Raw genomic sequence first — 19,365 nt, 5'->3', positions numbered from 1 at the left:
ACGTGTAAAAATTGACCTTCTATGAAATCGAAATTAATTTATCTGACAGTAGCCTTGGCTGCAATTATCTTAGGCGCAGCAGCATGGTGGTGGTTGCAAGCACCCAAGCCAACTTTCAGGCAGGTAAGCTTTAAGCATTTACCTGGATGGGAGAGTGCCCAACTTAAAAAATCGTTGGAAACTTTTCAAACATCTTGTCGAGCCTTTCTAAAACAAAATCCTGAACGTGTTGTTGGCACAGAGCAAATTGATTTACAGGCCAAGGATTGGCATCCGGCCTGTCGTGCTGCTTTAAAAATAAAGCCTGTTGATGAAAAATCAGCAAAATTATTTTTTGAGAAGTGGTTTGCCCCTGTGGAGTTCTATGATGATAAACCAGTGAAAGGTTTATTTACAGGCTATTATATGCCTTTAATCAAAGGCAGTTATACCAAATCAAAGGAATTTAGTGTTCCTATTTATGAATTGCCTAGTAATCTGGTAACTGTTGATTTGGGTTTATTTCTTCCTAATTTAAAAAACAAGAAAATCATTGGGCGAATTGCGGGTAATAAAGTCGTACCATTTTACACTCGAGAACAAATTAATAAAGGGGCAATTAAAGACACAGCACGTGTTTTGGTCTGGATCAATAGTCCTGTTGACAGGTTGTTTTTAGAAATTCAGGGCTCAGGAATCATTGAGCTTGAGGATGGTAAACGAATTTTTATAGGCTATGATGGCCAAAATGGTGCTCCTTATACTGCTATTGCTGGTGTACTGATAAAAAAAGGTATTATGACCAAGCATAATGCATCCATGCAAAGGATTAAAAAGTATCTGGAAGCGCATCCCAAACAAATGGATAAAATAATCAATCAAAATAAATCATTTGTTTTTTTCCGCAAGTTATCATTAGAAGCAGCTTTAGGTTCACAGGGAGTAGCATTAACCCCGGGTTATTCTCTTGCTATTGATAAACAATGGATACCAATGGGAGCTCCTTTGTGGTTAAACACTACAAGACCAGACATTAAGAATCCTGATGTCAATAAACCTATGCAACGTTTGATGATAGCTCAGGATACTGGTGGGGCTATTCGTGGTAAAGTAAGAGGCGATGTATTTTGGGGTGGTGGTGACAAAGCCACTTTGATTGCTGGCCATATGAAGAACGAGGGACACTATTGGCTTCTTTTACCGGCCCATGCGTTATCGAGATTGGCGCAACTGAAATAAAAGCTTTTAATTTATTCAGGATTTAACCTAATGCCATTTTTTATTGAGATATAGGGATTCACCAGACTTGCGATAATGAATCCCAGCAGCATTGTAAGGCCTGCTCATATTTCAAGAAATAACTCGGTATTCTTTAAGATTGAGGCTCAGTAACTTCTTTCTTTTCGGTTTCCGAATTCATTGTTTCAGTTGGCGATGACTCATTGATTGGAGTCGCTGTATTCCCTTTCAAGGCTTCTTGCAGGGTAATAAATTTATAACCATTACTTCTATACATTTCAATAATATCAGCCAAACACAAACTGTTTATCAGATTCGCATGGATGAGTAAAATATGTTTTACCGGTTGTCCTTCTACTTTCTTGGCCTTTTTCTCTGCTCTTAGGGTCTGTTGCCAGATAAAAGCAAGATAGCGCTTTTTAAATTGGGCTAATCGTTGTGGTCTTTGTCTATAAGGTATTCTATAAAATTGCGCATTGAATTCATAATCCTTGCTGTCTATGGTGACAGGGGCAATTGTGTATTGATGGGCAGCCAGCCATTCATGCACTTTTTGTTTCTTTTCTCCACTGCCTTCAGCAAGATAAGGATAACGGAAATATTTTGGCTCAGTCATAACAGGGGATAGAACAGTATCCGCTTTTTCGATATCAGCAATATAATTTTCCGCAGTCATTGAATTTAAACTACGATGCTTATAGGTATGATTGCCAATTGAAAAACCTTGATTACGAAAAATTTCCAGAAGTTCCCACTCATTTTTCGCTATGGCTCCACCTATTGCAAAACCGGTGGCAGGAACCTGATTTTCAACCAATGTATTTACTATGGCCATAAATCTTTCCTGGGTTCGCTTCAGATTTCCTGGAGTACTTGTCCCAGAGCCTACAAAAGGTAAATCGTCAATAGTAATGGCGATTTCATGCTCTTCAGCGAAGCATTGATGATTCAATATGAAAAATAATGATGCTACACCGAGTAAGCGTTTTAACATATTTTCCCCTCTTTTCAATTTGGAAAATTTCTTGTTATTTTAGGCATTTAATTTAACTATAGACGATAAATTAAATTTCCACCTGTTTGGAAATAAGTAGGTATTTTGAGAGGGTTTAGGTACAATAAATACTTCGATTTTTCGGCTATTGGATAATTTATTAAATTGATAAATAGAAAATTACTTAAATTAACGTGAGTTATGGATAAGGATTATATAAGGAGCAGTCGATATCCAGTGTCCGTTTGGGCTGAGAAGATGCTTAAGCATCGTCTCGAAGCCAAGCATGAAACATTAAATTCCATACAAGGCTTTGAGATGGCATAAATGTCTCCTCAGCCTGAACGATTCAAGAAAACGGCTGATCTTATTCATAAGTCACGTTAAATTGGGGGCTAATCATGTTAAATAATAAGGCAAGGCCGTGGATATAATCTGAGAAATTGAAAGGATAATGTCTTACCCAGAATTTTGCTAAACAGGAGTTGATAATGGCAAAAGAAAAATTTGAATCAGAAAATTCACCATCACATCCAGAAGAACATGGCACTTTAGGTCCAGATGTCTATGAAAATGCAAGAAAGCTGAATATTCAATTGGCAACAAGAGGGCCTGCGATACTTTATGCTTTAGGTAAAGCCAGTGAGCAAGTAACTAATGGTAATGTTGTAACCGCGGTTGGTGGAATGGTGGTTGGTGCGATAGGTTTTTTTGGTAATCGCTTTTATCGAAACAAGGGTGATGATTCCGCTTATACTTATATGGGACAAATTGTTGGCGCGGTGCAATTTACTGCAGGATTCACCTTATTAGCATTACAGGCATTTGAAGCCTTTACAGATACTGGAGAAACAAGTCCCTTGCTCAATGTGGTCAAACTAAGCGGAGCTGCATTGACATTAACCGAGAGCGCTTTAATTTTAATCAATTCGTATTTGTATGGAGATGGCTCAGCTAAAACAACACCGATATCAAGCCCTAAAATTGATTGAATAGAATAAATTACCTAATAGGGTTGAGATATAAGACAGCTCAAATCAATTGTTTTGATTTTAAAAAATAAGGGACTATTTATGACTTATTCTTTTTCCAAACCAGTGTCCTGGATATTTTTGTTTACTGCTGTTATTTATTTAGTCAGTGTTTCGTTTATACAATATCCTGTTACTACTGTTTTAAAACCTATTCCTATAGCCTGTTTAATCTTTGGGGTATTTAGAGCTTCCCTTCTCTTATCGGCTAAAGTTTTCCTGATCTTGGCACTTGTATTTTCCTTTGCTGGGGATGTGGTATTGACTTTACCTATTTCGTTGCAGTTGGAATTAGGTATCGGTTGCTTCTTGTTAGCACATTGTTTTTATATCACTTTATTTTTTAAATCATTTCAATTCAATAAATTACATTTTTTTTACTATCTTCCTATTCTTTTATTGATGGCGTTTGTGGCATTTTCCATGATTCCACATCTTGGGGACTTATTAATTCCTGTAATGATTTATTTCTGTGTCTTGATGCTTATGGTATTTAGTGCTTTTCAGGTAAAAAAGGAAACTTTAACGATTAGCAGTGGAGCCTTGTTCTTTTTGATTTCTGATTTAACTTTGGCACTTAATTTGTTTATTTATACTCAGGCTGATGTAAGGATTTTTGTTATGTTTACCTATTACGTAGCTCAATTCTTATTAATTTTTGGTTTGGTCAGAATCTATAAAGATGGGTTTTAGTGATTTATCCTTCACCTACCATAAAGATGTTCACCAAGTGACACAATTTTTGAAAAGACATTCTGAGTTGCCTCCTTACCCAATTAAAATTCTGAATGCTCACTAATATACAGAGTATAGAGAGTTAAATACTTTTTTTTACTCTTGTAGTTTTTATTAAAAGAAATACGCTTGAATTATATTAACCAACTCGCTAAATAAAATAATTTTTTTAAAGAATTAAATTGGAAAATTAATTTCCAATTTGGTGATTATGCTTTATAATTAGCACATTTTTTATTCTTTAAAATTTGGAGTATTAGTGGCTTACACAAAATTTTTTGCTATCAATCCGTATGACAAGAAAAGTATGGGTATTTACCAATCGGTTAAGAAAGAATTTGAGAAGGATTTAAACCACATCGATTCATCTTATAGTGAACTACTCAAAAATAAAGATTGCAATTCGGTTTTGCTAGTAGAAATGAAAGAGCTGGAGATCAGGTTAAAGTATGTCCTTTTTAATTGGTTCTTCTTATTCAAAAAGGATAAGCAAGGTTTGAACAAAGAAATTTGTCAGTTTAAAGTAGATATATTGAGATTAAAAACAAAATTTATGATAAGTCATGTCCTGTTGAATCCTGATAAATACAACCTTGAGCACTACAAACTTGTGGTTAAGCATTTACATAATCAACTGGAAGATCTCAATGATAAGATAGGTCTGATTAAAGGTCTTGAAATTGATATTTACAGTGACTTACCCTCTGAGATGTACGAATGGTTTGAGCAAACGTATTCTTTATTAATTAATCGATATGATGAGTTTAAAGAAGGGCTTTCTATAGGCGATGTATGGGAAGATTGGAGCTATGACAATTGCAGTAGCGGGGATGATGAGGAGCATGATGAGACTGTTATTTCCTTTAATAATACGATTCCTTAATGAACTAATCTGCCATGCTCCGACTTAATAGGAGTTTTTTAGTAAGGCAGTGCCTCTGAAACAAGTGTAAGCCAATTTGTATTTGTTCATTACTTTTTATGAGTATCTTCATAGTTTCGCTCATAAATTATAGAGGTCAAATCGCCAAAAAATCCCAAGCAAAATAATCTAAATACTTATATAGCGATATACAGTATGGTTGCTTTAAGTATGTTGAAGAGTGCTAAAATACCCATGATAATGAAAGTTGTTGCAACCGAATAAATGCGGGGTTTAAATTGTCTTTCTGCTTCCTTTTTGATTAGACCATAAGCATGTCCCAAGCGGGCCACAATCAGAGAAAACATTAGAACAATTAATAATAAAGGGGGAATCTTAAGTATAATAGATATTCCCATCAGAATTAAAGTAAATGGGACGTATTCAGCAAAGTTAGCATGCGCGCGAAAGCGAGCAATAAATGCCTTATCATCATTGGTTAAATACGGTACCTGAAATTTACGACGTTGGATAATAACCAGATAACTTAAATAAAGATAAATAAAGAATAAAATACTGCTACCCCAAGCATAGATCAAATAGCGAATATCCATTTCTTATCCTGTTAGTAGTAAATTAGCATTACACCATCATAACATAGCAAAGGCGTGTTGCATTACAATTACGAAGTAAACATAATTAAAGTATCTGGTTATGCACCAATCTGATATTTAATTTGGACAAAGCCACCTGGATAGCTATTGGTTGACAAGTGTTTGAGTTTAATATCATTCTCAAGAAAACCAAATAAAGGGCGGCCAGAACCAATCAAAACAGGTATCAGAGTAATGATTATCTCATCAATTAGATTGTTTTGAAGAAATCTCTGGATGGTAATACCGCCATCAAGGTATACGTGTTGAATGCCATGGTGAGCTAATTCACTAACTAAATCAGAAGGACTCTGGTTAGAAACTGAAATGATATGCTGTAAGTGTTCAGGTATCTGTATGGGCTTTGAGCTCATTACTATAACCGGCATGGATCCATAGGGCCATTCATCAAATGTTATCACTTTTTCATATGAATAACGTCCCATAATTATCGTATCTATGGTGGCAATAAATGATCGATATCCACAGTCCTCTCCCGGAGATGCGAGAGAATTTGCCTCCATAAGCCAATCGATTGAGCCATCATTTCTTGCAATATACCCATCGAGACTTGTTGCAATAAATACTGAAATTTTAGGTTTCATTAGGAGCCTTTCTTAGCTGTTATCTTAAATGGCCTGCACTATAATTAATTGTTTGATCAATTAAAAGACTAGTATGAAAACTTATCTTGTCGAACACCTTGACAATTTGGAAAAAGATATTAATCCTGTAAGCCCATTTAGTGAGCAGGTTCAGAAAGATATGCAATTACTCTCTAACCATGCTTTGTTCATGTTGTGTATTATAGGCTGTTATAATTTGTTATCAGGCAAGTAACTACTCCTTTTGCTATCAATTGGCAATAATTGCACAAAAAATATACTTTTTGTTTTTTTATTAATATTTCCTTAAGCTAAATATGTCAAAATTTTCACTTCATTTAAGTGAGGTAATAACTGAGGTAATAGGTATGAGCAAAACAACAACTCCAGAAATCAATCAATTGAATAAAAATGTCATCGATAAAAAGAGTATTAAATTAGCCAATGATTTATGGACAAGAAGCATACCTTTAAAAGGTACCCCTGCTGAACGTTATATCGTAGGAACTAGAAAAATCCCAGCAGGTGTGGCTGAACAATTACAGATAAAAAGCTTAAAAGGTCCTATTGGTATTTGGGAGTTTGATAAAAATAAACCCTACGAAGATTATGTGGTTGCTCCTGTATATAATCTGGATGATGAACTCGTTGGTCTACAGATAATACAAATTGACCCCAATGGCAACAAAGCGACAAATTCTGAAAATTTACGTTTTTCTTGCAAGAAATATTTAGGAGAGACTAATCCTCTGCGAGAAGGCAAAGCAGCTGTTATTAACCAAAAAGATAACGTCGATGTTGTGTTTATTGCCGAAGGAGTTGAAACAGCGGCCAGTGTAGCGAGTCTGGATGAGGTCAGAAAGAACTATTCGGTATTGGCGTCAATGGGTGTATCTGAACTACCCTCTACCTTGGCTTATGTAAAAACTCATTATCCTCCCGGGGCAACGGTTGTTTTACTGAAAGATCATGACGACCCTATAGCGAAACCTCAGGCTAATTTAGAGTTTGAAAAGGCTTGCAAAGCATTAGTATTAGCTGGTTATAAAGTGATAGTCAAAGAGCCTCCAACTCTTAATGATGATTGGAATGACGTTTTAGTAAGGGGTGGAGTAGAACTTTTAACTCGTCAGTTTAATCTTGATAATCCTGTTCTAATTGCATCGGATACCCATGCTAGAAATAGCAAGGTAACCCCCCATTTCAATGCACTGTATGATGATCTTTTTAAGAATGAAAAATTGGTAGCAGTGCAAGCTGTTTGTGGTCTTTTGGATAAAGTAATTGGGCAATTGATTGATAAATTGGAGAAAACTCAATCGAGTGATGATTTGGACACTACCATTAAAGAGATGGATGAAGTAATTAGAACTACAGAAGGAGTTCGTACACTTTTATCTGAATATAGGATATCTGAAACTAAGAACATCCCGTATCAATTAAGAGGGCTTCGCATAGCACTAGAAGAATTCAAATTCTTTAAAGAGAGACTTCGTTGCACACAGGAGGATGGGCCTATTGATTTAAATATGGCCTACGATACTGTTGTAAGTCGTTGTGCTCTAGAAGTACAAAGTGAAATTTTAGGGCTTTGTAAGAAAAGGCTGAACGATATTGATAATGAAATTAAAAGAATTCCGCAGCAAATTGCCGAATTTGGCAGTGGCGATAAGTTTGTAATTAAGCAACTGAAAAATAAACTAAAAAGTCTGAAGCTGGAAAGAAAACTCTACGCTCAGGAATTTCATGAAATGAAACAACAAATGGGATTTTTGAGAAGCGCGCATCCAAAAGATAATACTCTTTATGCAAATTACTATGAACAGTTTGTCAAAGAGGCGATCTCTATCATGGAGGAGGGGATTAAAAAATTTACGGATATCAGGAGGAAACTAGCTATTGTATATGGAAAAAGAAATAAGGAATTAGTTGATTACTATAAAGAAAAAGTTGAAGCAGCCAGACAGCATTTTGTCAGCGAAAGAAAAAAGTCAATGCCTCCCATGATTGAGTATTTGGAAGAATTAAGAGCGATTGTTAAAAAGAGAAGTGAAGAAATAGACGGCAAAAGTCAAGAAAAAGACAATAGAGCTTCAACCTCTGAATCTCGTAATTATCAAGAGCGATATTTACGCGCTATGGAAGAGTTGGGTCAATTTGAAGGAATGGATAAACTATTACAAGACTGGTTGAATAATCTTGAAAATTTCAAAACCGTGTCTCCATTAATTTATTATCCTCCTCAAGATGGTGCAACCGTGGATAGGGTAGATTTGATTGATTATGATTCTGATGAAGAAGAAACTTTGGATGATTTGCGCAAGAAAATCTTTGATGATGAAGAGAGTTTATTAGAGTCTCCAATGAATGAGCGTGAGAAAGGAAAGGAAAAACAGGAAGGAAAAGAAGGTGATTCTGATCCGCAGGTTATGAGTGGTCCAAGTCACCTTTCTGAGGGTTTGATGCAATCTATTCAACCGTCTAGCCTGAAAACCGGTGATCCGCAGTTGTATTTGACTATCAAGGATTTTTCCGAGCGGTTGGCAGTGGGCCTTTACAAATCCTTTGAGGTTATTTCTCCAGAAAGTGGTGAAAGACAGGAATTTGATGGCCTTGCTTTACGGAAAAAAGGACTAACTATCATTGAGCGTAAAACAAATGATGGTACAGGTCCAGGGTTGTTTCAACGCAATTTTTGTCAGCAAAAAATTGTCTCCAAACATGATTTTGTCTTGAAAAATATGATTGAAGAATTAAAAGCCCAATCTCACCCCGAAAAATTTATTGATATTGATGTGCCGAAACCTTTGGATTGGTACAGTGAGAAGTTTACTCCGGAAATGCAAGAGCACTTGGCTAATGCTGCTAAATCAATGGTTGTTCAAGCATTGCAGAACTTGTCTTTTGAGTTCAATGTCAATCGGCCTAAAGCCTACTCAGAAACAGATTACCGTGGATTATTCTTTAATCGCAGTTTAATCCCGGGTGGTGTTTCGCTGCGTTTTTCACGGGTTGGCAAAGGCAATGAAGAGCTAGCTCATCAGCATATGGACAAAATTTCAAAAGAAAGAACAGCAGAGCGAGAGAGCATGATTTTACCTATGAGAGGCCAATAAAGTTCATTGGACAAATAATTCAGGTTATTTATCTTACAAAAGAGCTCCTTAATATCCAAATTGAAAAGAAGGAGCTCTTTTCACTATTGTATTTTTAATCCGAATTTCAGTTAATCCAGGAGGTTGTCTATACTTTTTGATAGTAAGAAATAAATCTCAGGATATGAATTGAATAGCATTCCTCATCTCATTTTAGGGGATATTATCACTCCTACGCAAACTGGCCAAAGTCTTCTTATCAAGAAAGGTTATGTCTTGATCGATGGTGATAGCATTATTGAGGTGGGCGAGCAGGCCCATTTAAATCAAGAAATATCATGTACAGTGTCAAATTATCCTGATCATTTAATCCTCCCAGGCCTAATTGATACACATAGTCATCTTTCCCAGTACGCTATTAGTGGATCTGGTGATTTGCCATTGATGGATTGGTTAAACACTTTGGTTTTTCCGGCTGAAACCGCTTTCTCGAGTAATCTGCAAAGATGCCAACGTTACGCTGAGCTTTATATGCATGCTTGTTTAGGTTTTGGCACAACGACTATCAATACAATGGTAACCAGCAGTCGAGAAGCAACAGAAATAGTTTGTGATGTGGCTGCGCGTATTGGTATCAGAGCGTTTATAGGCTTGGTGTTGATGGATAGAAACGCACCTGATCATTTGCTTGTCGATTGTGATCAGGCATTTAAAGATCTGACTATTTTAAAAGATCGTTACCATGGTAAAAATAATCTACATATCACAGTGTCTCCCCGGTTTGCGGTGACTTGTTCTGCGGCTATGTTGAAGCAAGCGGGTGAATTCGCCCGTGCAAACAAACTGTTGTTGCATACTCATCTTGATAAGGATGAAGGGTTTGATGAATTGATTCAAAGCTTATTTAACACAGCCCATGATTATTTTGATGTGTTTGAATCCACACAATGTATTGCTGATAAGACTGTATTTGCGCATGGAACTTTGTTATCACTGCAAGAGATGAAACGCATGGCAGACTATGCTAAGCAAGTGGGAATCAGTCATTGTCCCTCCAGTAATTTTTCTTTTGCGATGGGAATGGCACCTGTTTCTTTTTTTAAAGAATTGGGGATTGAAGTTGGATTGGGATCAGACAGTGGTGGAGGGGACAGCCTTTCTCTTTTTGATGAAATGCGTTCGGCTAGTTTTACCAACAAAGCTTTATGGAGGCTTGATAAAAAGACTGCTCTGATTGATGCAAAAAGCTGGCTATATCATGCGACTCTTGGCGGAGCGAAATTGCTGGGGTTAGAGAAGCAAATTGGTAGCATCGAAGCAGGTAAAAAAGCGGATTTGATTATCCTCGATGACAGGAATAACTATCCTCTGGCGGAACTTTCTTCCTTATCAAAGGAGTTAGCTCTTGATGAACTTCAATATCGCCTGGCAAGAGTGATAGCCAGATCCTGTGAAAACAAGTTAGTTGCTGTTTATATTGATGGAAAGAAAATATATCAGTAATCAGCAGTTATTCTATGTCTAATGAGTTTTGAGATAAAATCCAGATGATTAATTCCCCCAAATTTTTGAATACGTTTTTAATGTAGAAGCATCGGGTGACCGATACACATATTTGCTTTGGGAAATTTTGGAGTCTACCAGAAATTTTGCGAAATAAATTCCGGTAGGCAGGGGCTCAATAATGGTGATATGCAACCCTTTTTCCTGTAAACCTTTTTGAATGACTTCGCGATAACCAATCAAGCGCCCTGAGCCGAAAATAAGTGTGTCAGCATGTTTCTTTATCACAGCATCTGCACATTGCTCGATTAACTCATGGATCGTTTTTTCTGAATGATAGTCGTCATGCGGGTCCAATTGCACACCTTGGATACATGCCAAACGATCATGTAATCCATAACTACGCACCAAATTTTCCTGAATCGGTGTCAGTTCTTCTGTTGTATTGATAATCGCAAAATTGTTACCCATCATGGTTGCGACATGCACCGCTGTTTCAGCAAGACTGACGACAGGAATTGTCACCGCTTCGCGAAGTGCGCGCATTGCCACATCTGCCATCATATCAATTACTATCGCATGGACCTTTTCTTGCTCGGCTTTCATTGCTTTTTTTATGAGATAAGGCGCCATCAAAGCAATATCAAATTCGTGTCTTACCGCATCAACCGCAAGGTCAGTATAATCAACACTTAATTCCAGGCCAGAGCTTTCAAATGGTTTTAACATTTCCTGGTTTAAAACTTTGGTATTGTACCCTGGCAGTATTACGCGTATATGAGTCATCCTTAATCACTCCAGAAAATTAGTCCAGTAACGCCATCATGCGACGGGCATTGTTGTACACTTTTGCTATGTTACGAGCTTCGAGTTTTTCAAAAGGTATTTGTGGAAAAATACGCTGTATTAAATAATCGTATAAAGCATATTGAAATCCAAGCCGCCACTCTGTTGCATCAATCGTTTGTTGTGTTGCTTCGCCAAGTTTTATTCGATGTCTCTCTATATAATTGCTTAATAAATTACTATCAAAATTTTCAGGTAAAACATAAGACAAAAACTCAACAATATCGCGTTGTGGTATATGAATAGTTGCAATTTCCCAATCATAAACCAAAACTTTCTTTGCCCCATTTTGATTACATAATGCAATATTTTTCGGTACGCAGTCATTTTGTACCAATGTTTTAGCCATAGCATCAATTTTGTTATGCCACTGCGGTATAGTTTCAATAAGATGGGTATGAAATAAATAATCTTCTTTTGCAAGGAAAGGCATGTTTGATGTTTTCACGGCTTTTGCCAGGGCATTCCAATAAGGTATGAAGCGTTGCATTTGGTCGGTATTTAATGGATTTTTGAAGCCTTTGATCTCAGCAATCGTTTTTTCTTTTTTATACCAGACAGCGTGCATCGGAGCAATCGCATCAATCAACGCTTCAATGGCTGTTTGATCCCATTTCGAGGTATTAAAAGGATCGAGGGATAGCCATTCTTCATCAAGGCACTCTAAAATTAATACACAAGCTTCTTCTTTTTCATCTAAATAAGTTCCATAGCATAATGGCATAGCATATTGAAAGGCTTCAAATGAATGTTGCATATTGTAAATAGTGATTTCTTTCCTGTTTAAATTTGAAAATTCCAGTTGTGATAAATAGTCAAGGATAGGCATTTCCGTTTGAATACCGCATTTTGTAAAGGCATTGGATATAACCTGGAGATAATGCTTATCGCTAATTTTAGATTTGACGATGATATGGAGGGTTTGTATTTTACCGTTTTTTTTAAAGATTATTTTATAACGTTGTACTCCTATGGGATGATCCCCCTGTTTGGGGTGTTTGACAGACCAAGCTATTTTATCACTGGCAGAAGGAGAGTATTCTGCTGACAATACTTCTAATGACGGATCAGAAAAATATTTTTTTAAGTTGTCTTCAAAAAAAAATTCTGAAAATCCTAATCCATAGGGTGTTGTTTTAATATATTCCTTATTTAGCATTTTCACTCCCTCCATCAACCCTATTTCAATTAAGAATAGCAGCATTGAGCTTTATTGAAAATTTATTGGGGAAGAGAGTCATTTTAATCGAATACGATAAAATGATTAGGCTTGTTCATTGTCAGATAGATTTCTATCTATTAATGACCAAGCCAGGCATTTTTATAATATTACCAATTTAAAGCTAAATAAATTCGATTTTATTTATTTCCTCTTGTGGAGGAGGAAGTTTTTTCTCGATAGTTACAATTTTGGTCTGAATCTGCTTAACAAAAGCGGCATTATTCACACCTGAGTTTTCCTGCATTAGCACATATGTTTCTTTCAGATCTTTCAATGCCTCATCGAGCTCTTTTCTTTGTGTCTTGACATCAAAAGCATTACTTAGTTCAACGAGGGCTGAGGCTTTTCGGAATAATAATTTGAAAAGCATGTCTTTATCTTCTGCTTTTATTTCCGCATAAGCCTTGATGCCTTCATTTGCCAGCTTTATGCATAGTCCATACTCTTTTAACTTCAGGCAGGTTTGGCAGGCATTGGAATGTAATGTCACAAAATCCATTGTCAGTGGCAAGGCTTTTTCAAAAGTTTGATACAAATGGATAGCATTAAGATAGCATTCCAAAGCACTTTCATAATTAGGTTTCTTGAAAAGCTCATTGCCTAAAAGCTTTAATTCGCTAGCAATGGCAGCAACATCTTCAATTTCCTTTACTGAACCGCAAGCGGAGCAAAGAATTTTCTTTGCTTGTTCAAGCGAAGAGCCTTTAATATTGTCCACTCTTTGCAGATAAAACTGTTCAATCAGGTTGCCATGATAGCCTACATACCTGGCTACTTGTTGGTAGTAATTATCAAATAAGAATCCCAGCCCTTTGCTTGTAAGACGAGCGGTATCAAATAGAAAATTGGCACGTTCAATTCCACTCTCTATGCCAATTCCTTTACGATAATCCGGTTCAATTTGACAATCTCCACCTGCCAGAACAACAGGTAATTCTTCACCAAGATAAAATGGCTTATCGACATATTTAGGACAAACAGGGAAGTGTCCAAACGAATGAATTGTAAAATCAATGTCTTCAAAGCCGTATTTCAATTTGAGTAAATCTTTAAGAAATTCAATTTGTACACTCTTTTCTTTATCTTTCAAACTATCGGGTACTTCATAATAAATAAAATAATTAACACCACCTTCTTCATTTATTGCTGACCGTATGTCGACAACAGGAAATGAAAAATTTGGCCAATCGTATTTTTGTCGTAATTTGCATAATTGCTTTGCCTGGAGCAAGGGATCTATTTCGTCAGGGAGGCGTAGTTTCATTGCCTCTTCAGTGCTTAATGACATGTAGCAAGAAAAATGATTGGTATGTGGGTTTTTACCCAATGTCTTGATTTCAAATACTTCTTTTCCCAACAAGCGATTGGTTTCTTTAAGAACCATACGATTAGAACCAGAGCAATCAATGACCATGTCGCATTTGACTGTACGGATATTTTCCTTAGGATCTTTATACGAAACGAACTCGTTGCTTAGCCCGGAAAATGTCCCTTTTTTAAATACCACTCCCTTACTTTTGCAGTATTCATATAATGATTTTTCAAAGTCTCTGATATACATGGCCTCACTCGGGATCCCTTTGCCGGACGGCATACTGATTGAGAATTGGGAGCTTATCGATTTGATTGCTTCATTGGATACTATCCTTTCTCGATTGTAATTGCCCGCCCTTGGGTCGATAACTACAATATTGATAGGTAATCCCGAACTTTCTTTTATTTGTGCAAGTCTTGCAGCCCAATATAAGCCTATTGGCCCAGCCCCAACAATGACAAAATCTTTCATTTGATATCCTCACTCAAGGGTTATAATGAATAATTATAATGTAAGAATATTAATCAAACCTTAAGAGGATAATTTGATTGCTTTGTGAGCATTGCTTTGGATTACTCTATTTTATTTTATAGATGATACTGTCTGTTTGAAATCGAGATTGCTCATCCAAACTATTTGCAACCCCTAGATAGCGATGATTATTAACCCTAAAAACAGCTGCATCGACCCCTCCGGATGTGGTGATGTTTTGGATCACCTGAAATTTACTATTTATCCATTGATATAGTTGGGATGACAACTTCGTTTTCGGTTTCATTCTTGAACCAGTAATAAAATTGATTCGCAACAAATAATGTTTACCGTGGCTGGAAAAAAAGACAAAATTTCGTCCTCCCAAGCCTTCCAGGGGTTGATATTCCACGAATTGATTACCTGCCCACCGATAAATAATAGAAGGATGCAGGAGATTGGCATAAGCCAGGTAAAACTTTCCATCTATAGTAAAATGTGAAAATGCACGTCCACCAGTTTTTGAAAAGCTCTGGAATAAAACAAATTTTTTTACATCCCAACGATAAATACGGGATGCTTTGGCATGATCAGTGAGTGCCAGGTAATGTGATCCATTTATAGTAAAAAAGTCCCATCCATAAGCCCATTTGGTAGGGAATGATTGAAAAGGAATAAATTTTTTACCGTTCCATTCATAAACAATGGAGTCCGTATTGGTTGTTATTTTATTGTCGGGCAAAACCACTCCATCAGCAAATGCCAAAAAGTGCCTTTCTCCAATGGAAAAAGCATGAATACCTTTGGAGGCATAAGTAAAAAATTGCTGAATGGGATAAAAACGTCTCCCATTCCAACGATATAATTTAGTATAACTATGCTTGTTATTTGCAGTTTTTGGTTTTGAATAGATTGAGGAGGTAGCGAGATAAGCTTGCTCCTTGATTCTAAAAAAAGCGGTACCCTCATTACCATGCCCCGGGATTTTTTGATATAAATGAAACTTCCCATTAACCCACTTAAAAATGAGTACATCAACTTTGGCATTGCCGCCGTTAATATTGGCAGGAGTATCCGACTCATCTTTTGACAACTGAGGTATAGCAAGGTATTGCGCACCATCGAGCGTAAAAGGTGTTATATCTCTTGCTCCCGATGTTTTTAAATATTGATAGGGGACAAGTACCGTTTTGCATTGCCCTAAAACAGGAAATATAAGCAATAATATAGCGCTTACGAGTAATTTTTTTATCATCTCTGAATTACAGGATTATTGTTTGGATAGGTGGATATGCTTTCTGGGAAACCAGTTGTAATACCCGGGATGCTGATTTTATTATAATTCCAGTTTTTTTCGGCAAGTTCACCAGCCATCCAAAATCCAACAGTATTGGATAACATTTCAGTTGGTTCTGCCAATGAAAACTTTAAGCGCATTAGAAAATCCTCGATTTTAGGTTGTTTGGAATAAGTATAATCACCGGGAATAGCTGGGCGATCAGGTAAGAAGATGCTCGTAATGTTAGTAAAGACTTCGTTGGCGATGATTGTACGGTTATGTCTTGCACCCCATACCGTATTATTATAATAGTTGTAATCTGCTTGTGTTAACTCTTGAGCGCCTAACGATGATTTCACTGCGGCATAAGGCGTGATATAAATTCTATCTGTAGCTAATGTATTATTGGATAGTGCTTGAACAAAAGGGACTAACCAATTGCTGCCTTTGCTTACGCCAGCTGAAACATTAGATCCTGCGACAAAACGGATAATTACCTTGGCGTGAGACCAATCTATTTTCAATTGGCTTATTTTACTATGAAGCTGATCCATGCTTTGCAAAGCGGTTAACATAAAAGTGCCGATCATGACGTTATTATAAGGGATAGGATACGTTTTATTGCCGTTAAGAAAGTCGTTTTGTAAAGAGGCCATATCAAACGATAGTTTTTCGTTCAATACATCACTCATGTAATTGCCTGCCATAGAACAGGCATAATCAATCATATTATGAATTGTAGTGAGATGAGGCTTCCAGGCAGGCGCATTGACTTGCTCCAGCCAATTATTGGGTGTTTGTGCATTGATTACTTTTACTGCCTGGATATCCTTAAGTAAATTTTCCATTTGTGATTTCCAGCTTACATCGCCATTTTCTTTAATTTTTGCGAGATACATCAGAGCTGGACCAATGTGTGATATCGCAGTCATCTCAGTGAATCCTGAATTTGGAGCAGTACGCATCAATTGTTTTAGCTCAAGCTGACGGTCACTATTATAAATATACAGTGTGGAGTTGATGAACAGGATTAATTGACCTTCATTTTGTTGCGCCAAGCTGCTGTTTTTTTTCATTTCTGACTGGAATAAGGTTTGGGAAATATTAATTTTACCTTTGGGATATCCTGGAGTTTCATCTCCAGTGAAATCAAAATATAAATCCCAAAAGGCTTGAGGTGTGACATACGTGTTATTGGGTACGTTGCTGTCTCTACTGTTGTTAAGCGAAGCAGATAAACCTTTATTATTTGTATTATTGGTATGAGCAAAAGCAATAGGATTAAAATTCAACGCCAATAACATGATGAGGGAGAAAATGCGGGTCATTAAGGTTTTCATGATTCAATCCTTGGTGGTTTGGGCAGCGTTCCTAGCAAATTAAAGCCACAAATTTATCGCAAAATTATATTGATAATTGTTAGGGAAATCTATCGGCGCTACCAAGGTAAGTTTTGGAAAGCCCATTGATAGTCTTCCTTATTTTCAATAGCTCTCATTAACTGCTGTCTATTCTTAACAGGAATGTACTATGAGTTTTATTCTCATGAAGGTCATCTGGGCTTAATATCAATCTGTATAAAATGTATTCATATCCAGGTTGGAGAATTGATATGAAGACAGAAAATTTATTACAGGTTGGCCAAGACGCTCAAATTGACAAAAAAATCCATTTTATATGGGTTGGTCACATCATGCCTCAAAAAAATATCGAAGTTGTCTCCGAATGGGCTGAAAAGAACCCAGGCTATGAAACGATTATTTGGGTAGATAAAAAAATCGCTCCTGCCAAAGAACTTGAGCTGTTTATTAAAAACATGAAAGCAAAAGGCATCGCCGTAAAAGACATTAATGAGGAGGGTGTGTGCAGAGATAGTATACGTCATGAACTCGATCAGGAATCTCCTAATTATGGGATGGTGAGTGATATGTTGCGATTAAACATCTTGGCTGCAGAGGGAGGGATTTATCTGGATTCAGATATCTTATGCTCTACTCCTTTCCCTGATGAAATTCATGCACCTTTTGGGTTTCTATTGTCTCCCTGGTCTCAGGGAACAAATAATACTCTTTGCAATGACATCATTTTATGTCGCAAGGGAAATCAAATAATCAGGCAATTAGCTGATGCGATTGAGCAATCTTATATCAGGAGAGATTCCTTTGAGTTTACTCATGAATATGCATCAATGAAGGAAACAAGAGGTGAGAGAATTGCTAAAACATTAGGTGTTACTGGGCCAGGATTTTTGTTTCATCAATTAAAAAAAATGGGAATCTTGAATGACAAAAGTGAAATTGAAGCGATTCATTGGGAATTACAAGATCAAAGGTATTTAATCGATGGGAGTGTGGAGGCGCCAGACTATTTTTATGTACCACAGAACAATAAAAATGACGCCAGTTGGGTTCCCAGTATAAAAAGGCCGGGGATAGAAAACATGAGTTTTCAAGAAAGACTTGAAAATGCAGTTCAACTGATAGCCTTTGATATTCAAAAGACTGGTTTATTTAATTTGGATCATTATGCCAATGAATTAAAAGTAAAACAAAACAGCTGGTGTATTGCTGCAGAAACACCCTCTGAGTTAAAACCGGATTCCTATTTGTTGATTAGACCCAGGGACAAAACTGGGGAATGGGCTCTATATTATGTTGATGAGGATAAAAAATTAAATCCTGTGACATTACCAGTCATTAAAGGGGCTATTAAACTTTCAGAATTCTCAGATCCCCTCAGGAAATTTCATAAAGTATTGAGCCAGGTTTCTGACCCTGTAAATCCAACGGCTCAAGAATTAAAGCAAATTGGAAGGGCCTTGATGGATCTTGAACCCAGACAAAATGAATGGCAATGCAAAAACAAATGGCCTGGTGTTGAGGAGATTGCCCAGGAGCTTTGGCAAAGAGTTACTTCAAATGACACGTTAAGAGCACAAATTAAACAATGTTCCACTCAACTTGAATCATTAAAACCAAGGGTAGCTGAGTTAGGTTTAACAAGAGCATCTGGAGCGGAAACAGAAGTTGAAGCGCATGAGTCTAATGTTAAAGAACAAGAAGTTATCTTGCAGAACACTGTTGTAGAGGAAGGCACTCAAGAAAAGAATTCTGCCCAATTAGTGTCAGAAAACTCATCTGACGAGAAGATAAAAACTGCTCATGATTTAATTGATGAGATTATTCAGGATGTGATTCAGCTGGATGGAAAATTAGGCCTATTGGGTGGAAATACACGCCAGCTGGAAAATGGCAAGGTTATTAATATACCTAATGGTGCTGCTATGATATTTGATGATTATAAAAAATATAAGCAAGGAGAGTTAACGGCTGAAAGCGCGTTAGAATCTATGATAAAAATCGCAAAACAGTCTAATAAACTTAATCAGCATACTTTTTTTAATCAAAGGCAACCAGAAACCAGCCAATTCTATAAAAAAGTAGCTGCAATTGATTTACAAATAACTATTGCAGCGGAATATGATAACAATCATGGGTCAAGAATATAATTTTTAAACAAGCTTAATCTGATTACCA

At 36.7% G+C, this 19,365-nt stretch carries 16 protein-coding genes; 8 read left to right on the top strand and 8 right to left on the bottom strand.

The annotated features are described in order from the left end of the window. The first annotated feature begins 21 nt into the window (after positions 1 to 21). A complete protein-coding gene (mltA, locus tag EL201_RS10240) occupies positions 22 to 1,218 on the top strand; it encodes a murein transglycosylase A (protein WP_027222170.1) in 1,197 nt (398 codons plus the stop codon). A 133-nt stretch (positions 1,219 to 1,351) separates the two neighbouring features. Here mltA and pdaA read toward each other — a convergent pair whose 3' ends face one another. Beyond that, entirely contained in the window at positions 1,352 to 2,212 is an 861-nt protein-coding gene (gene pdaA, locus EL201_RS10235) for a polysaccharide deacetylase PdaA (RefSeq protein ID WP_027222169.1), read from the bottom strand. Between the two features lie 491 nt (positions 2,213 to 2,703). Here pdaA and EL201_RS10230 point away from each other — a divergent pair, with 491 nt between their 5' ends. The 3 genes from EL201_RS10230 to EL201_RS10220 all read left to right on the top strand — a co-directional run bounded on the left by EL201_RS10230 (position 2,704) and on the right by EL201_RS10220 (position 4,861). Continuing rightward, positions 2,704 to 3,204: a hypothetical protein gene (locus tag EL201_RS10230; RefSeq protein ID WP_027222168.1), complete on the top strand. Its 501-nt coding sequence runs from the start codon at positions 2,704 to 2,706 to the stop codon at positions 3,202 to 3,204. 81 nt (positions 3,205 to 3,285) lie between these two features. Continuing rightward, positions 3,286 to 3,936 carry a lysoplasmalogenase gene (locus EL201_RS10225; protein WP_027222167.1) on the top strand — a complete coding sequence of 217 codons (651 nt, stop codon included), beginning with the start codon at positions 3,286 to 3,288 and terminating at the stop codon, positions 3,934 to 3,936. A gap of 301 nt (positions 3,937 to 4,237) precedes the next feature. After that, positions 4,238 to 4,861, top strand: a complete 624-nt coding sequence (locus EL201_RS10220) for a hypothetical protein (protein WP_027222166.1) — start codon at positions 4,238 to 4,240, stop codon at positions 4,859 to 4,861. A 176-nt stretch (positions 4,862 to 5,037) separates the two neighbouring features. On the opposite strand, the gene EL201_RS10215 is transcribed toward EL201_RS10220, so the two are convergent. Next, on the bottom strand, positions 5,038 to 5,454 hold the full coding sequence (locus tag EL201_RS10215) for an MAPEG family protein (protein WP_027222165.1): 417 nt from the start codon (positions 5,452 to 5,454) through the stop codon (positions 5,038 to 5,040). Positions 5,455 to 5,552: 98 nt separating this feature from the next. Beyond that, positions 5,553 to 6,098: a dihydrofolate reductase family protein gene (locus tag EL201_RS10210; protein WP_027222164.1), complete on the bottom strand. Its 546-nt coding sequence runs from the start codon at positions 6,096 to 6,098 to the stop codon at positions 5,553 to 5,555. A gap of 73 nt (positions 6,099 to 6,171) precedes the next feature. On the opposite strand from EL201_RS10210, the gene EL201_RS15690 reads away from it, so the two are divergent. The 3 genes from EL201_RS15690 (at position 6,172) to EL201_RS10200 (ending at position 10,696) form a co-directional block, all read left to right on the top strand. Beyond that, the gene (locus tag EL201_RS15690) at positions 6,172 to 6,333 is read left to right on the top strand and encodes a hypothetical protein (RefSeq protein WP_158511024.1); all 162 of its coding nucleotides are present in this window, start codon (positions 6,172 to 6,174) and stop codon (positions 6,331 to 6,333) included. Between the two features lie 133 nt (positions 6,334 to 6,466). Continuing rightward, complete coding sequence (locus EL201_RS10205) at positions 6,467 to 9,214, top strand: toprim domain-containing protein (RefSeq protein ID WP_027222163.1); 2,748 nt, start codon at positions 6,467 to 6,469, stop codon at positions 9,212 to 9,214. Between the two features lie 168 nt (positions 9,215 to 9,382). Continuing rightward, complete coding sequence (locus EL201_RS10200; protein ID WP_027222162.1) at positions 9,383 to 10,696, top strand: amidohydrolase family protein; 1,314 nt, start codon at positions 9,383 to 9,385, stop codon at positions 10,694 to 10,696. Positions 10,697 to 10,744: 48 nt separating this feature from the next. Here the strand turns inward: EL201_RS10200 and EL201_RS10195 are convergent, their stop codons facing one another. The 5 genes from EL201_RS10195 to EL201_RS10175 form a co-directional block, all read right to left on the bottom strand. After that, on the bottom strand, positions 10,745 to 11,482 hold the full coding sequence (locus tag EL201_RS10195; RefSeq protein ID WP_027222161.1) for an aspartate/glutamate racemase family protein: 738 nt from the start codon (positions 11,480 to 11,482) through the stop codon (positions 10,745 to 10,747). A 19-nt stretch (positions 11,483 to 11,501) separates the two neighbouring features. Continuing rightward, entirely contained in the window at positions 11,502 to 12,701 is a 1,200-nt protein-coding gene (locus tag EL201_RS10190) for a hypothetical protein (RefSeq protein WP_027222160.1), read from the bottom strand. A gap of 184 nt (positions 12,702 to 12,885) precedes the next feature. Next, complete coding sequence (locus tag EL201_RS10185; RefSeq protein ID WP_027222159.1) at positions 12,886 to 14,550, bottom strand: NAD(P)/FAD-dependent oxidoreductase; 1,665 nt, start codon at positions 14,548 to 14,550, stop codon at positions 12,886 to 12,888. Between the two features lie 106 nt (positions 14,551 to 14,656). Further along, on the bottom strand, positions 14,657 to 15,805 hold the full coding sequence (locus EL201_RS10180; RefSeq protein ID WP_027222158.1) for a hypothetical protein: 1,149 nt from the start codon (positions 15,803 to 15,805) through the stop codon (positions 14,657 to 14,659). Beyond that, positions 15,802 to 17,169: a DUF5624 domain-containing protein gene (locus EL201_RS10175; protein ID WP_027222157.1), complete on the bottom strand. Its 1,368-nt coding sequence runs from the start codon at positions 17,167 to 17,169 to the stop codon at positions 15,802 to 15,804. Before EL201_RS10175 ends, EL201_RS10180 begins: the two co-directional genes overlap by 4 nt. 233 nt (positions 17,170 to 17,402) lie before the next feature. Here EL201_RS10175 and setA point away from each other — a divergent pair, with 233 nt between their 5' ends. Then, positions 17,403 to 19,337, top strand: a complete 1,935-nt coding sequence (setA, locus tag EL201_RS10170) for a Dot/Icm T4SS effector SetA (RefSeq protein WP_080273027.1) — start codon at positions 17,403 to 17,405, stop codon at positions 19,335 to 19,337. Positions 19,338 to 19,365: the final 28 nt, after the last annotated feature.

Source organism: Legionella pneumophila subsp. pascullei (assembly GCF_900637585.1).
Classification (GTDB): Bacteria; Pseudomonadota; Gammaproteobacteria; order Legionellales; family Legionellaceae; genus Legionella; species Legionella pascullei.
This window is presented reverse-complemented; position numbering and strand designations above follow the sequence as displayed.

What these genes read in the sequence shown, in the direction of transcription:
- EL201_RS10210 (WP_027222164.1), bottom strand. Translation starts at nt 6,098, where the DNA reads ATGAAACCTAAAATTTCAGTATTTATTGCAACAAGTCTCGATGGGTAT.
- EL201_RS10230 (WP_027222168.1), top strand. Translation starts at nt 2,704, where the DNA reads ATGGCAAAAGAAAAATTTGAATCAGAAAATTCACCATCACATCCAGAA.
- EL201_RS10225 (WP_027222167.1), top strand. Translation starts at nt 3,286, where the DNA reads ATGACTTATTCTTTTTCCAAACCAGTGTCCTGGATATTTTTGTTTACT.
- EL201_RS10205 (WP_027222163.1), top strand. Translation starts at nt 6,467, where the DNA reads ATGAGCAAAACAACAACTCCAGAAATCAATCAATTGAATAAAAATGTC.
- EL201_RS10190 (WP_027222160.1), bottom strand. Translation starts at nt 12,701, where the DNA reads ATGCTAAATAAGGAATATATTAAAACAACACCCTATGGATTAGGATTT.
- EL201_RS10195 (WP_027222161.1), bottom strand. Translation starts at nt 11,482, where the DNA reads ATGACTCATATACGCGTAATACTGCCAGGGTACAATACCAAAGTTTTA.
- pdaA (WP_027222169.1), bottom strand. Translation starts at nt 2,212, where the DNA reads ATGTTAAAACGCTTACTCGGTGTAGCATCATTATTTTTCATATTGAAT.
- EL201_RS15690 (WP_158511024.1), top strand. Translation starts at nt 6,172, where the DNA reads ATGAAAACTTATCTTGTCGAACACCTTGACAATTTGGAAAAAGATATT.
- EL201_RS10185 (WP_027222159.1), bottom strand. Translation starts at nt 14,550, where the DNA reads ATGAAAGATTTTGTCATTGTTGGGGCTGGGCCAATAGGCTTATATTGG.
- mltA (WP_027222170.1), top strand. Translation starts at nt 22, where the DNA reads ATGAAATCGAAATTAATTTATCTGACAGTAGCCTTGGCTGCAATTATC.
- EL201_RS10215 (WP_027222165.1), bottom strand. Translation starts at nt 5,454, where the DNA reads ATGGATATTCGCTATTTGATCTATGCTTGGGGTAGCAGTATTTTATTC.
- EL201_RS10175 (WP_027222157.1), bottom strand. Translation starts at nt 17,169, where the DNA reads ATGAAAACCTTAATGACCCGCATTTTCTCCCTCATCATGTTATTGGCG.
- EL201_RS10180 (WP_027222158.1), bottom strand. Translation starts at nt 15,805, where the DNA reads ATGATAAAAAAATTACTCGTAAGCGCTATATTATTGCTTATATTTCCT.